General features: G+C 39.7%; 9 protein-coding genes. 3 read left to right on the top strand and 6 right to left on the bottom strand.

The annotated features are described in order from the left end of the window. Positions 1–11: 11 nt before the first annotated feature. Together AB4153_RS13645 and AB4153_RS13640 are read right to left on the bottom strand one after the other, a co-directional pair. A complete protein-coding gene (locus AB4153_RS13645; protein WP_102526208.1) occupies positions 12–1,595 on the bottom strand; it encodes an MFS transporter in 1,584 nt (527 codons plus the stop codon). Between the two features lie 628 nt (positions 1,596–2,223). Then, positions 2,224–4,317, bottom strand: a complete 2,094-nt coding sequence (locus AB4153_RS13640; protein ID WP_371997820.1) for a glycoside hydrolase family 97 protein — start codon at positions 4,315–4,317, stop codon at positions 2,224–2,226. A gap of 451 nt (positions 4,318–4,768) precedes the next feature. Between AB4153_RS13640 and AB4153_RS13635 the strand changes: the two genes are divergently transcribed. Continuing rightward, the gene (locus AB4153_RS13635; protein WP_229369534.1) at positions 4,769–7,024 is read left to right on the top strand and encodes a molybdopterin-dependent oxidoreductase; all 2,256 of its coding nucleotides are present in this window, start codon (positions 4,769–4,771) and stop codon (positions 7,022–7,024) included. A 24-nt stretch (positions 7,025–7,048) separates the two neighbouring features. Further along, complete coding sequence (locus AB4153_RS13630) at positions 7,049–7,591, top strand: 4Fe-4S dicluster domain-containing protein (protein ID WP_371997818.1); 543 nt, start codon at positions 7,049–7,051, stop codon at positions 7,589–7,591. A gap of 195 nt (positions 7,592–7,786) precedes the next feature. Here the strand turns inward: AB4153_RS13630 and AB4153_RS13625 are convergent, their stop codons facing one another. Continuing rightward, complete coding sequence (locus tag AB4153_RS13625; protein WP_371997816.1) at positions 7,787–8,230, bottom strand: hypothetical protein; 444 nt, start codon at positions 8,228–8,230, stop codon at positions 7,787–7,789. A gap of 182 nt (positions 8,231–8,412) precedes the next feature. Here AB4153_RS13625 and AB4153_RS13620 point away from each other — a divergent pair, with 182 nt between their 5' ends. Further along, the gene (locus tag AB4153_RS13620; RefSeq protein ID WP_229369527.1) at positions 8,413–9,093 is read left to right on the top strand and encodes a molecular chaperone; all 681 of its coding nucleotides are present in this window, start codon (positions 8,413–8,415) and stop codon (positions 9,091–9,093) included. Between the two features lie 125 nt (positions 9,094–9,218). Here the strand turns inward: AB4153_RS13620 and AB4153_RS13615 are convergent, their stop codons facing one another. The 3 genes from AB4153_RS13615 to AB4153_RS13605 all read right to left on the bottom strand — a co-directional run bounded on the left by AB4153_RS13615 (position 9,219) and on the right by AB4153_RS13605 (position 14,810). Further along, positions 9,219–11,306 (bottom strand): alpha-amylase family protein, encoded by a 2,088-nt coding sequence (locus AB4153_RS13615; protein ID WP_371997814.1) that lies wholly within the window; start codon positions 11,304–11,306, stop codon positions 9,219–9,221. A gap of 62 nt (positions 11,307–11,368) precedes the next feature. Then, on the bottom strand, positions 11,369–13,321 hold the full coding sequence (locus AB4153_RS13610; protein WP_371997813.1) for a glycoside hydrolase family 13 protein: 1,953 nt from the start codon (positions 13,319–13,321) through the stop codon (positions 11,369–11,371). A gap of 13 nt (positions 13,322–13,334) precedes the next feature. After that, positions 13,335–14,810: a tryptophan halogenase family protein gene (locus AB4153_RS13605; RefSeq protein WP_371997811.1), complete on the bottom strand. Its 1,476-nt coding sequence runs from the start codon at positions 14,808–14,810 to the stop codon at positions 13,335–13,337. Between the last annotated feature and the right edge of the window lie 47 nt (positions 14,811–14,857).

The raw sequence follows: 14,857 nt of genomic DNA, 5'->3' as shown, positions 1-14,857 counted from the left end.
CGTTAGTTTTATTAAACATCGCTGCTAGGTTGGTCAACAAATAGCACTGCAACACCGGCAATAATCATAAATACACCACCCGTTATTAATGCGAAAATTGGCTGACCGTCAAACAAGGTTTTTAAAATCACGCCTAATACACTGGCAGCAAGTAGCTGGGGAATAACGATAAAGAAGTTAAAAATCCCCATGAATACGCCCATTTTTTTCGGTGGTAAAATCCCCGATAACATTGCATAAGGAACTGAAAGAATGGATGCCCACGCGATACCAACCCCAATCATTGGGATCCATAACAAAGCCGGATCTGTAATAAAGAAGAAGCTGATTAAACCAAGCCCACCTAAGGTAAGGTTAATGGTGTGAGCAAAACGAATACCGACGGCTTTAGCTAAGAAGGGAATGGCAATCGCGGCTAATGCAGCAAAGCCATTATAAGAGGCAAATAACATCCCAACCCAATCAGCACCATCATTGTATGCTTTGGTTAATACATCTGATGTGCCGTAATGATATGAGGTCACGGCTGAGGTGGTATAAATCCACATTGCAAATAGGGCAAACCAAGAGAAAAATTGCACAATCGCCAGTTGATGCATGGCTTTGGGCATATGAAATAAATCATCTACCACATTAAAAACCATTCCGAGTGACTCTCGTTCTGCAATGTTGGTGCTCGTCACTTTTTTGAGTGCCATTGAGCAGTAAAGCTGAAGTGGACCAAAAGTGAAAATACCTATGGTGAGAATATACAGTTGTTTGTCCAAGTCAAAACCCATGACCAGGCCGGTTGCGATAGCGCCAACAGCCATCCATAAAAGCGCCGCAAATTGATACTGGCCAGCAGTGCGCGAGCGTTGTTCGTCTGAGGTTTCTTTTCCGCTTTGGGCTTCATCTTGAGCTTGAAAAGCACTGATTTCTTCTGGTGAGTATTCTTTTGAAGAGATTACAGTCCAGCCAACAGCAAGAAATAGCACCGCGCCACCAAAGTAAAATGCATAGCGAACTGAGTCGGCTATTTGTCCTTCAGGTGCAGTATTCGCGACGTCAAAAAAATTGGTTAAAATATAAGGAAGGGCAGAAGCAACAACGGCACCAATACCGATAAAGAAACTCTGCATTGCATAGCCTTGTGTGCGTTGGCTTTTTGGCAGGTTATCGCCTACAAATGCTCGAAAGGGCTCCATAGCAATATTAATTGATGCATCCATAATCCATAGCATGCCAGCAGCAACCCAAAGTACGGGTGAGTGCGGCATGATGAATAAGGCTAGTGTGGTACAGATTGCACCGATGAGAAAGTAAGGACGACGTCGCCCAAGACCATTCCATGTATTATCACTTAAGTACCCAATAATAGGTTGTACAATAAGGCCCGTAAGGGGAGCTGCAATCCATAGAATTGGTATTTCGTCTATTTCTGCGCCTAAGGTTTGAAATATGCGACTGACGTTGGCGTTTTGTAACGCAAAACCAAATTGGATCCCCAAAAATCCGAAGCACATGTTAAAAATTTGCCAGAAGCTTAATTCCGGTTGTTGACGACGCTGGATCTGTGTAGAAGCCTGAGGCTGGTTATTATTATCGACAGACATGATTATTCCTTTATCTTCCATTTTAAATGGCTCGTTCAGCATCAAGGCTGAATTCTTATTTTACTAGTGGCTATCGCTAGGTGCTTAATACGTCTGATAAAACGATAGTTAAAAAAATGGCGAATACTCATCTCCCTTAGACGGGTATTCGCCAAAGACCTCGTATTGATATCTTCGGTTGATAATGAAGTTATCAAAGGTACTCAAAACCTGACACAATCCGATGAAGGTGATGTGTCAGTAACGACCTAGCCCAATCCATCCCCACAAGCAGAGGAAGAAATTTAGCAGGTTTTATATTAGCCTTGAGGCGGAATTTGGCACAACTCATTACATACGTATTCATCATTTATGCACAACGAAAAGTGATCATACTTGTAACAGGTAGGCAGCAGTATTGGTGCTAGCATTGTATTTAAGAATGAAATATAAGGCACTGTAAATGAAGAAAAACCTGAAGGCAACGAAGACATTGCACAACAGGCTTTTGGGGGAGATTGTTAAATTAATTGGCTCGTTAAACAATATAACGAGTAAAGCATTGATAACGGGTTTAACTAACGGTGTAACCTAGCCAGCGATGCAAACTAGCCAGCGATGTAAACGTAAGTCATGAGCCTAATCCAAATCACAAAGCTTTGAAGCGAATCGCAGTGCCGCCACTGCTAGCAAGTGATAAGCTCAATTCACCTTTTGCGGTGACAGTCTTGGTTTCAATCACATAATCATAGGGATTGGTTTCCCAATTCGCTTTATCACCATCACGATAAATTTGCGCTTGATATTGTTTATCTGCTCCTAAGAAATCGAGTTTAATGACGACTTTACGTGGACTTTCGTCTGTCAGTGCACCGAGATACCAATCTTCTGATGCACGGTCTTTGCGGGCAAAGGCGACATAATCACCGATTTCACCCGCTACAGCGATACTCTCACTCCAATCCGTGGGTACATCCTGAATAAACTGAAATGCATCTAATCTTTCTACATAATTTCTTGGTAAATCAGCGGCCATTTGAATCGGGCTGTATAACACCACATACAAGGCTAATTGTTTTGTAAGGGTGGTTTGTACGCGGTTCACTGCATCTAAGCCTTTAGGAGCTAAGTCGAAAATACCAGGAGTGAAATCCATTGGGCCTGACAACATACGGGTATATGGCAAAATAGCGGTATGTTCTGGATTGTTAGGCGGTGTGCCCCAAGCATTAAACTCTTGTCCACGGGCACCTTCTCTGGCAATCCAGTTTGGATAAGTACGACGAAGACCAGTATCTTTTACTGGTTCATGAGTATTGATACTGATCCCGCGTTTAGCGGCCTCAGTGACGCTATGGAGGTATTCGTTCACCATAAACTGACCATCGTGCCATTCGTGGCGAGTTATACCATTTTCGTCGATACGCTTAATATCGCCGCCATCAGCAACGTAACCTGTTTTAATTTGAGTCACATCGTGCTTTTTATACAGGTCGTAAGCGTCGCTCATCTGGTTACGGTAGTTGGTAACTGAACCAGAGGTTTCATGGTGACCAATTAATCGCACATTTTTGCTCGCACCATATTCACTTACTGCGTCGATATCAAAATCATCATAGGGCTTAGTAAAGCTGAAAACATCGCCATTATGAAACCAGCTACCATCCCAACCGATATTCCAGCCCTCGACCAACACGCCATCAAAGCCATATTTGGCGGCAAAGTCCATATAGCGTTTAGTCTCGCTGGTGGTAGCGCCATGTTTTTCACCCGATCCCCAAGTGTTCTCATTTAAATGCATGCCCCACCAAATACCAACATATTTTCCTGGTTGTACCCAAGAGACATCACCGAGTTTATTGGGCTCGTTAAGGTTGAGGATTAAATCTGAATTGAGCAAGCCTGTCGCTTTATCGGCTATTTGAATCGTACGCCATGGGGTGGTAAATCCGGGTGCTGTTTTAACTAATATACCGTCAGACCATGGGGTTAAATCAGCTTTTAATGTGCCGTCTCTGCGTTGATCTAGCACCATAGCTGCGTAATCGGTTAAGGCGGCTTCATGAATACTTAAATGGGTGCCACTGTTTAATTTGTATGTGAATGGTGTATGTGCGCGGTCGACCTTATTAACACTTGTGGTGTTATATAAATATTCGTAACGGTTCCAACCACGCCCAGGGATCCACCAAGCTGTTGCATTATGGGCATCAGGTACTGAAAATTCAGTGAGCTCGTTAATTATATTAAGCGATGTAACATCGGCGAGAGAGGCTTGTTTAGGGACGGTATATCTAAAGCCAATACCGTCATCAAAGGTTTTAAATTCAAGCGTAAACTCATAGGTGCCATTTGAAAATGTTGTGGTGAGTTTATTGTGCTGATCAAGTACCCATTCTCGTTCGCCCCAGGGCTGCTGCCAACGGGTAGAGGATGACTCAATATCAGATGACTTAATTTCAAAACCGCTGCCGAATTCCCCCAAAGACTGAAATACCAAACCTAAACGTGAATTTAATACTGCATCTTGGCCATTAAAGCTGACTTTATACTCTGGTCTATCACCATCATCAGTAAGGCTGACAAGAATTTTTTTATCAGGGGAGCTGACGGTTACAGTTTGGGCATGTACATGAGTATGGGTTGCAAAGAGTGTTAGGGCGCTCAATGTCGTTAGTAGAGCTCGCTTACAGTTGATGTTTGATGTAATTGAATGCTGCTTGTTATTTGAAGCGAATAACATTGTGACTCCATTTTATTATTTGTATTTCCTTAACCCATAGTAGAGCTGTTAATTATTCAGCTGCAATTTGTTACATACGTATTCAATTCAATTGTCATAAATTGGTTGAATTTATTTTTCGTTTATAAAATATATTTGAAATGAGAAGTATTTGTAATTAGGTGTTTAATTGAAAATTGAGAAATAAATTACTAGTTGTATCGTTGTTTATTTGGTACTGAAAACGCCTCTTAGATACAGGTGTTAATGTGTTTGATTGCGCTCGCTGTAATTGTTTCAAAAAGTGGCTGTTAAATTTAGATTTTGCAAGTGCGCCTTGCAGTAATAGCAATTGTGATAGTGTTAAAAGTGCAGCTAAATCTATGACTTACCTATGTTTTATAATTTAAACTTCTATTTGCTGAAAGTATGATTTGGTATTGTTCCTTTACATAAAAAAAAAGGAAATACCATGGTGATGAACAGACGTAGCTTTTTAAAAGGCAGTAGCGCATTTGCATTTTCCGCAAGTATTATGGGGTGTTCTAGTAGTGATGATGACACGACTGAACCGCCAGTAATTGAGCCTCCAACACCTGAACCAGATGGTGTATTTCATACAACTTGCCCGCGAAACTGTGGTGATAGATGTAGCTTAATGATATCGACAAAAGATGGCGTTGCTGTTGCAGTAAATGGCGATCCAACTCACCCAGTTACAGCAGGTACTCCTTGCGTTAAAGGCCATGCTTATCTGCAATCAATTTATAGTCCTGATAGAATTCAACAGCCAATGAAGCGAGTAGGTCCAAGAGGACCAGGTGCAACATTTGAACCGATTACTTGGGAAGAAGCGAATACGCAAATTGCCGCCAAGTTAAATGAAATTATTGCAGCTCATACTGGTAATGCGATCCTACCTTATACCTATTCTGGATATAGCGGGATCGGCGCGACATCAGGTGCTAACCGATTTTTTAACCGTATCGCTAGCCGAAAATTAGAAAGAAACATTTGTGCTAGTGCCGGTTATTCTGGCATGAGTTCCATCTTAGGTGAGTTTTCTGGTCCAAGCCCTGAAGATTACGTCAACACTAAGTGTTTTGTCTCTTGGGGTACCAATGAGCAAGCAACCAATATCCATCATCTTAAATTCATTAACCAAGCGCGTGATAATGGCGCTAAAATTTTAGTGGTTAACCCTGCAAGAACACCTCTTGCATCTCAAGCAGATGTTTGGTTACAACCTACCGCCGGTACTGATGCAACCTTAGTTATTGGCATTTCGAAAGTATTGGTTGAAGAAGGCCTGCACGATACTGGCTTTATCGAATCTTACACTCAAGATTACGAAGCATTATTAGCTCGTCTTGATGAGTTTACGCATGAAGAAATTGAGTTAGAAACCGGTGTAAGTAAAGCTGAATACCAAGAGTTTGCACGCGCTTATGCTGGTGCATCATGTGCGATGATCCGCATTGGTTATGGCTTACAGCGTACTTTAAACGGTGGTCGTATGGTGAAAGCGATCCCTACTATTGCAGCATTAACCGGTAATATTGGTAAAGTGGGTGCGGGCGTTGTTTACTTAAATACCCAAGCTGGTGGCATGTATGATTGGGGCTATGCTGGTGGCGGTTCATTAACACCTGAAGGCGCAGTAAGAGATACGGTCAGTATCAATGAAATCGGTAAATCATTATTACCAGAAGATTATCAACATGAAGACGGACAATATGGCCCATTAGCTTTTGATGAGCCTTGTGACCCAATTAAAGCCATGATTGTTTATTCAAGTAATCCAATGGCAATTGCGCCCGATGTTGATTTAATTGAAACTGGCTTAATGCGAGATGACTTGTTTTTAGTTGGTATCGATTTATTCCAAACGGACACCATGGATTATGTTGATTATCTTCTGCCAACATCAAGCTACATTGAGCAAGTGAACATGATCGATAGCTATCAATGTTACTACGCTAAGCACAGTACCAAAGCGATTATGCCTCTGTATGAGTCAAAACCCGATACCATCATTTTCCAAGAACTTGCTAAGGCAATGGGTTACAGCGACCCTGAGTTTAGTGAAAGCATGGATGACATTATGCGTGGGACTTGGAAAGGCAATATTAGCTACGATGAGCTATGCGAACAAAATTGGGATAGCCCAATTGTGCCATATCCATTCAGAAAAGATTACGACTTCCCAACACCAAGTGGCAAAATTGAATTTAAAGATACCAGTGGTACTTATTTTGACCCAGAAAAATTCAATCCTGTCATTGATACTGGCACCCCTGAATCGAATGATTTTGCTACAAAAGGGATGACAGATGAAGAAAAAGCGCGTGAATTCCGCTTATTAACCCCAGCTCACCCTAAAATGAGTAACTCTCAATGGGCTAACATCAAATTCATTGCGGGTACATTCCCTCAGCACACTGTGTATATCAATCCGAGTGACGCAGCAGCAAAAGGCATTAATGATGGCGATCAAGTCATATTGACGGCAACGCGTTATGAAAACCGTACAGCATCAATTCAGTTTGTAGCCAGAGTAGAGCCAATGACGGCAGTGGGTACTGTGTTTGCTTGGAAAAACAGTTGGAAAAAACTGAATGAGAATGGAAGCGGGAGTGCAGTTAACCAACTAACAAACAGTGAGTTAACTGACATGAATAATGGTTCATCTTTCCATGCTACTCGTGTTGATATTGCACCAGCGTAATCCAATTCATTAAGGAATAAATCAATGACTGAACAAAAATGTTTTGTATTTCGTCAAGAAAACTGTGTAGGTTGTGACGCATGTACAGTTGCCTGCCAAGCAGGTAAAGATATGAATGAATTCATTACGCTACGTGATGTAAGCCAAGGTGAGAAATCCAATAATCAAGGACGAGATGTCGCTGTGTTCTTAAGCCAATCTTGTCACCATTGCGAAGACCCAGTATGTGTCGCAAAATGTCCTGCTGGCGCTATGTTTAAACGTGATGATGGGATTGTTTATATCGATGATGCAACATGTATTGGTTGTGGCATGTGTAAAATGTCATGTCCATATGATGCCCCTAAAGTAGACCCTGGGCGGGGGATTCTATCTAAGTGTGATATGTGTAAAGACAAACTTGATGCTGGTGAAAAGCCTTTTTGTGTATCGGGTTGTCCAGTACAAGTACTCGATGTTATGGATCTCAGTGAGGCGATGGCGTTACCAGGTGCAAGTTTATCAGGTGATGGACATTCAGACTTAGGGACTGGGCCAACTACAGTATTTATTAAATTAAGAGAATAAGAACATCAAATTTATATAAGCCTAAAGTATAATTGCTTAAGACTTTTATTTAATAAGTTGATAATTAAAAGCCAGCTGATGCTGGCTTTTAATTTAGGTAAGTGTAATTAAGATAACTGTTATAAAGTCGTAGTTATATGATTAATATTTTTATAAAATTTAATGCATTATAACAAGTCATTAATTAGTATTATGCTATACAGTGAAGCGAGTATTACGACGTTGATTGACATTTCTTATATGTTTATCCCAGTTATTAGCTACTTGAATAACAGAGCTTGCATGGTCTAATAACGCTTGGTTATGTGATAAATCAATATCTAAAGCAAACCCCCTTGCTAAGGCAATGATAGAGTAATCTATTTTGGTCATGGTTTGCTGGTTAACGCTATTATTGATTAGCAGACTGAAACCAGAAAAGAATGCGCCTAATAACTCTGCTTCATTTAATGTTTTAGGTAAGGGGTCGATTCGTCTAAAGTCAGTGATAACAAGGCTTGCTAGTTTTCTGCTAATGTCATCGATAGACTTTGCTGGGTTAGATGATGATTTCCAAACAGGGTCATTCATCAAGCTTTTTTCTATTGCGCTAGCTAACTCTGCTGCGCGCCATCTTTCTTTAAAACTCATCACTAACATAAATCTACCTAACATGTTTAATAGCAATCATATAATCATACGAGTTATTGATAAATAGAATGATGATCTAAGTCACTGTATTAAATAAATCGTACTAATTGTTTTATATAAATTGGAACGTATCACAGATATAAATAATAACCTGAAATACTATGAAGGTAAGTAAATAATAAGGAAATAACATGACTAATGCTGATAACGTTAAATCTAAGGCGTTAATGTTTAATCTTTTAGCTGAAATATTTTATAGAAACCCTGATGAAGATTTAAAGGAAACGATATCCGAACTGGATACCTCATTATTCATAACAAATAGAACTAACTCGCAAGGTCCGGTTTTAATTTTATTGAATGAGATTAAAAGGCTGGCAACTGAGCAGCCTTTAGTAGAATTAAAACAAGATTTTAATGGGTTATTTATTCGACCCAAAGGCAAGTTTGCATACCCGTGGGGCTCTGTGTATCTCAATAAGCAAAATCGTTTATTTGACTTAACGACGTTGGCATTTATGGAGTTTTGTAAGAAGTACCAGTTGAATTTCACTTTAGAACAAAATGAACCAGTGGATCATTTTAGTCTGATGCTGGTGGCTTTGATCCATTGTATGGAACTTGATGACGCTGAGGAACATACCAGCTTAAATGACTTTAATGAGTCGTTATGTGAGCACCCAGAAGCTAATCGAACGGCAACACTGTTAAAAATGCACTTATTACCTTGGAGTGGACGTTTTCTTGAGTTAGTTAATGAACACAGTACGTCTGGCTTGTATCGCGCAGCAGCAACCTTGAGCCAGCTTTTACTTGACGAATTGAAACAAGATTACAAGATAACCGTAGAGCCTGTTCAGCTATATAAATAAGTTTGTTTATTGATGGTGTGATGAAAAAGCCAGAAGGTCATTTAGGATAACGTTCTGGCTTTTTAGTTTAATTTTTACCCTGTATTTAAAACCAAGCATCTACTATAAAAGCTTGAGGTTAAGGCTTATAAATCAACAGCTAAAACTTGCGATTCAAGTGGATTAAGTTTGATGCTGATTGTGCCAGCCGCTGCTTGATTGATACTAAGTTGTTGTGATTGCTTTTTATCGTCAAGTAAATCGACTAATTGATATTGAGCAGCAGTTAATTTGGCAGCGCTGATTAATTCAGTCGGTAGTGATAAAGTAAACGATGACTCATCTGAAGAGCTAAAGTTTGTAACCACAATGATGAATTGTTCATCGTTATAACGACTAAATGCGAATGAGCTGTCATTGTATTGATTATTGGCATTGGCATTGATATTGGCATTGAGACTAAGACTATCAGATGAGCTATTAACTTCATTTTCAGCTTGTTCACTCAAACGGTTTATACTATCTAGCTCATAATACTTGCCTGTAAGTGCAGGGGCGGTATGGCTGAGGTTTAATAGGGTTTGGTAATACTGACGAAGTGACTTTTCACTTGCTGACGATTGACCGCCATCAAAGGCGCCATTGTTCATCCAGCGCTGGTGTGCTGGCACGCCCACATAATCAAAAATACTGGTTCTTGTAGCTTGTCCAAAGCCTGCATTTTCAGCGCCTTGTTCACCAACATCTTGACCAAAATATATAAGGGTTGGAGAGCGACTTATGGTTGTAGACACAACCATAGCTGGCAACGCTGCCTCTGGTGTACCAGCAAAGTCATCAGTATGAATACGTTGCTCGTCATGGTTTTCTAAAAAGTGCAGCATATGTTGTTCAATATCCATCACTTTTGCTTGATCAACCGTGATTTGTGCGGTTGATGTTTTGCGATGAATAATGTCTTTTAATGTGTCGTATAAATCGACTTTATCGTACAAATAATCCATTTTTCCTAAGTGAATATAATCGCGATATAGACTTGGGTTATACACTTCAGCTAATAGAAATGCGTTAGGATTGATATGTTTAATATTACTGTTTAAGTAACTCCAAAACTCAACAGGCACCATTTCAGCCATATCATAACGAAAGCCATCAACGCCTTTTGCTAGCCAGTACTCTGTAATGTCTTTAAATTTAACCCAAGAGTCTGGGATTGATTCTGGTTGTTGTGATTGCCAAAATGCATAGTGCTCAGTAACACTTTTGTCTGCAAAATGTTCTGGTAGAGCTGGGAAGTCGTAACTGCCGTCTGGTTTAACACCGTAGTTTACCTTAACCGTTTCATACCAATCATTTGCATGAGGTTTAGCCAAACGGGAACCGTTACCTGTCCATTTAGCTGGTTTTTCTTCAAACATGCCATCGGCCAGAGGGTGCTGTTCACCTCCTAGCGGCTGATAGCCATTAATGGCGTCGGGTACGGCAAACTCTGAATCAACCACATAATAGAAGTTATTGTTTTTGTCGTATTCAACTTGAGTATTATCATTTTGGCCAAATTGACGATTTTTAGGTAACAGGGCTGCTTGAGTCGGATCAATTGCGTCTAATGATTGGTAATCTCTTGCTACATGATTCGGCACAATATCAATAATAACTTGCATGCCATTATCATGAGTTCGTTTGATTAATGCTTCAAATTCGGCTAAACGTTGCTGTGGGTTATCTGCTAAGTCGGGATTAACATTGTAGTAATCCTTTACTGCATAAGGTGAACCCGCACGACCTTTTACGACATCAGGGTCGTCATTACTAATACCAAATTCAGTGTAGTCATTGATTAATGCATGGTGCGGAATACCCGTATACCAAAGGTGAGTAGTGCCTAATGATTTGATGTCTTGTAGGGCTATGTCGGTAAAGTCGCTGAATTTACCCACACCATTTTCTGCGATGGTTCCCCAAGGCTTATTTGTGGTATTGGTATTACCGTATAAACGGGTGAAGACTTGGTACACCACGGGTTTTCCTGTCAAAGGCTCAGACATCAATTCCTTTTCAGTTTTAGCTGACGATGAAGATTCCATTAATGAATTTTCTACTGGAGTCTGCTTAGTGCAGCCGACCATGAATAATGCGGCAGCGCACATGCTTAATCTTATAATAGAAGATTTCTTGTTTGCTAATGCATTCGTGTTTTGTAATAAACTTATGCTTGGTAATAAAGTCGACATAGTTATCTCTTATGACAGCGTTATAATTTTAGTTGTTTCTGCGTTATCTCAAAGGAAAGAGATTATTTTGATAGCGTTAAGATAATGACACCTTTCTCTTTTAATGTGAGCGACTTATCTAATGAATACGAATGTTGTGAGAAGATATTTTCGCCGTTTTTATTGTCACCAATAACATCTTTAAAACGAGATAGATCCAGTTGCTGTGGCTGGTCGTTTTTATTGTAAATTATCAGTACGGTTTCATCTCTATTAGCAGCTTTGTAACGTCTTGCTTGTATATAAACCCCGTCTTTAGGCACGTAGTGAGATAACGCGCCTTGCTGCAGCGCTAATGAACTTTTTCGAAAATTAAGTAAGGTTTTATTAAATGCTAATGCATCTGCTTGGCGTTCAGATAAGTTTTGCTGTGTGAATACATTCACTTCATCATCTGTCCAACCGCCTGGGAAATCACCACGAACGAGACCGTCATTACGATCTTTTGTCGGGCTGGTCATCAATACTTCAGAGCCATAAAACATTTGCGGGATTCGGTTGCTGGTCATTACATATGTCATCGCCATTTTATACAATGCAATATCATCATTCATTAAACTGAAAAGGCGATTAGTGTCATGATTACCTTCAAATAACACTAGGTCGGTTGGCTTTGCATAAACCACATCATTAGCGAGCATTTCATATAAGTTTATAAAGCCGCTGCCCCAGTCTTCATTTTCTGTCAGGCTTGAAATAAGAACTTCATACAATGGAAAGTCCATCATGCTAGGTGTGTGTGATACATAGCCGTCGGCATTTTGTTTTCCTGCTTGCCAGTAGCTGACTGTAATTGGGTTATCAGTCCATTCCTCACCGACAATATTGAAGTTTGGGTATTCATCCATGATAGCTTTGGACCAACGAGTCAAAAATGCCTTGTCTGCATATGAGTAGGTGTCTTCGCGAATGCCACTTAAGCCAGCATATTCCACCCACCAAATACTGTTCTGGATAAGGTAAGTTGCCATAAATGGATCAGTTTGATTCATGTCAGGCATAGTGTCAGTGAACCAGCCATTTTCAAACTCAGCTCTATCATCGGCCATGGCGTATGGGCCTTGAACTGTGGTTCTGCGATGGCTGGTGTAGATGATGTCTTGTGGATTTTGTTGCCATTGCTTTTGGCCATTAATCCAGGTTGACGTTGGGAAGTCAGCCATCCACCGATGCCCTGAACCCATATGGTTTACAATGACATCCTTGATGATCCCAATACCAAACTGCTGTGCTTCTTCCACTAATGATTTGTATTCTTCATTACTGCCAAAGCGAGGATCTATGTTGTAAAAATCAGTGGTTGAATAACCATGGTAGGAATATTGAGCTTGGTTATTTTCTAGTAGCGGGTTTATCCATAATTGGGTGACACCTAAGTCTTGTAAATAAGGTAGCGATTTACGTATTCCCATAATATCACCGCCATGACGACCATCTTTATCGCTGCGATTGACGCTTTCAAGCATGCTAGGGTGGTTATCGTTATCGGGGTTGCCATTAACGAAACGATCGGGGGTGATGAGATAAATGACATCTTTGTTGCTAAAGCCTTGTCTATCACGTGAGCCAACTTCACGAGGTTGTATTGAGTAATCAAAGCTTTGAATAAATGTGTCGTTATCATAAAGACCGAACTGCAAGGTTTGAGGTTGAGCATTTTTCAAATCAAGGTCGATGAAAAGGTGATTTGGGCTGGTTGATTGATGAGTTTGCTTTAGTTTTACACCCTGAGATTGATCTAACTTAACCTGCATTTGACTAATGTTATCGCCATAAACCAGTATTTGTAAGCAGCTATTTTCCATATCAGCCCACCATGATTCTGGTTCAACCTTTAAATTTATTGCATGTGTTTGTGGAATAAATACTAACAAAAATAATAGTGAGATAAGTCGGCTAAACCGTGACAAACCCTTTGTTGAATAATGCAAATCATGCTTATTTGCCTGGAAAGTTAGTTTATTATGCTTAATCATCTTACTTCCTTGATTATCTCTGTAAGAATTGTTCATGAGTTGATAGATCGGCTAAATAGTGTTGATAAACAGCTTTTAGGTTTGTTAAAAAGTCCTTTCTGTCTTCTTGATTTATAAGTTCAGCGAGAGGGTTATAATCTTTTGGTAAAATACCTTGACCGACCATGACTTGAAGCCAAGCTTCTTCGGTGAATAGCTCATTATCACGACGAAATAAATTACCCGTTTCTTCAAATAGCTCAATTTTCTCCTTTAAAGTATCTGGTATATCCATAGCACTTGATACTTTCCATAAATCGCCATTTTCACGTTGATTTAACTTGTAATGCAAAATGATAAAGTCTCGTATTTGCTCAAACTCTAATTTTGATTGGCGATTATATTCACTGACCAAAGTAGGGGAGATATGCCCGTTTGGCATTAACTTAGTCAGTCTAATTATTGCTGTTTGAATTAAATGTAAACTTGTAGATTCGAGAGGTTCTAAAAAACCTGAAGATAAACCAATAGAAATACAGTTTTTATGCCATTGCTCAATTCTTCTACCAGGTGTGAAATGAATGAGCTTGGGTTCAGCGAGGGGGCGAGTGTCTAAATTATCTAATAACGTTTTTTTAGCTGTTTCGTCATCGATAAACTTAGAAGAAAAGACAATACCATTACCTGTTCTATGTTGCAGTGGGATACGCCATTGCCATCCAAAATCATGTGCTATAGAACGAGTAAATGGAATAATTGGCGAGGATTTTTCGCTAGGTACAGCCCAAGCACTATCGCATTTTAACCAATGTTGGTAACTTTCGTAGCCCACACCGAGCGCTTTATCAATCAATAGGCCAGCAAAACCAGAACAATCTATAAATAAATCACCACTAATCTTTTTATCTGAACTTAGTCTTAAGTTAGCGATAAAACCATTTTCTGCGAGTTCAACTTTTTCTATATCACCTACTATGTGGTTGATGCCTGATTCGCGACAGTATTGTTGTAATAACTGAGCATATAAACCTGCATCAAAATGATAGGCATGAGTTAACCCAGATAATTGGTCGTTATGAATCCGAGGCTTAACAGCAAACTTGTTGTTTATTGCGGCTTGGTAGTTAAAAGAGTAATCCCATAACGAAGAAGGTTTAGGCTTACTAGCTAACCAATAATGATGAAAAGCGGTATACCCAATATTTTTACCTATATCTCCAAACGCGTGCATGTAAGCGTCATTTTCTTTTCCCCAGTTTTCAAATTGAATACCGAGCTTTATACTTGCTTGAGTCTTTTCAATGAAGTCTTTCTCATTAATGCCTAAAACATCATTGAAAATTTTTAAAGGTGGGATTGTTGCTTCACCAACACCTATGCTGCCAATAGTGCTCGATTCAACCAGAGTTATTTTTATTGTTTGTTTGTACATCTTGCAAAGCAAAGCTGCAGTCATCCATCCAGAAGAACCACCACCTACAATAACAATTTCGTTAATTTTACTCGTCATTATCAAACCTCAAAGACTGTTGGTAATATTAAATTAGTATTATAAAT

Origin of the sequence: Shewanella sp. 10N.286.52.E4 (assembly GCF_041468785.1) — a bacterium.
Classification (GTDB): domain Bacteria; phylum Pseudomonadota; class Gammaproteobacteria; order Enterobacterales; family Shewanellaceae; genus Shewanella; species Shewanella electrodiphila.
This window is presented reverse-complemented; position numbering and strand designations above follow the sequence as displayed.

Bases quoted from the DNA above. Each gene is read 5' to 3' on its own strand.
- AB4153_RS13630 (WP_371997818.1), top strand. From the start codon at position 7,049: ATGACTGAACAAAAATGTTTTGTATTTCGTCAAGAAAACTGTGTAGGT.
- AB4153_RS13615 (WP_371997814.1), bottom strand. From the start codon at position 11,306: ATGTCGACTTTATTACCAAGCATAAGTTTATTACAAAACACGAATGCA.
- AB4153_RS13620 (WP_229369527.1), top strand. From the start codon at position 8,413: ATGACTAATGCTGATAACGTTAAATCTAAGGCGTTAATGTTTAATCTT.
- AB4153_RS13640 (WP_371997820.1), bottom strand. From the start codon at position 4,317: ATGTTATTCGCTTCAAATAACAAGCAGCATTCAATTACATCAAACATC.
- AB4153_RS13645 (WP_102526208.1), bottom strand. From the start codon at position 1,595: ATGTCTGTCGATAATAATAACCAGCCTCAGGCTTCTACACAGATCCAG.
- AB4153_RS13635 (WP_229369534.1), top strand. From the start codon at position 4,769: ATGGTGATGAACAGACGTAGCTTTTTAAAAGGCAGTAGCGCATTTGCA.
- AB4153_RS13605 (WP_371997811.1), bottom strand. From the start codon at position 14,810: ATGACGAGTAAAATTAACGAAATTGTTATTGTAGGTGGTGGTTCTTCT.
- AB4153_RS13610 (WP_371997813.1), bottom strand. From the start codon at position 13,321: ATGATTAAGCATAATAAACTAACTTTCCAGGCAAATAAGCATGATTTG.
- AB4153_RS13625 (WP_371997816.1), bottom strand. From the start codon at position 8,230: ATGTTAGTGATGAGTTTTAAAGAAAGATGGCGCGCAGCAGAGTTAGCT.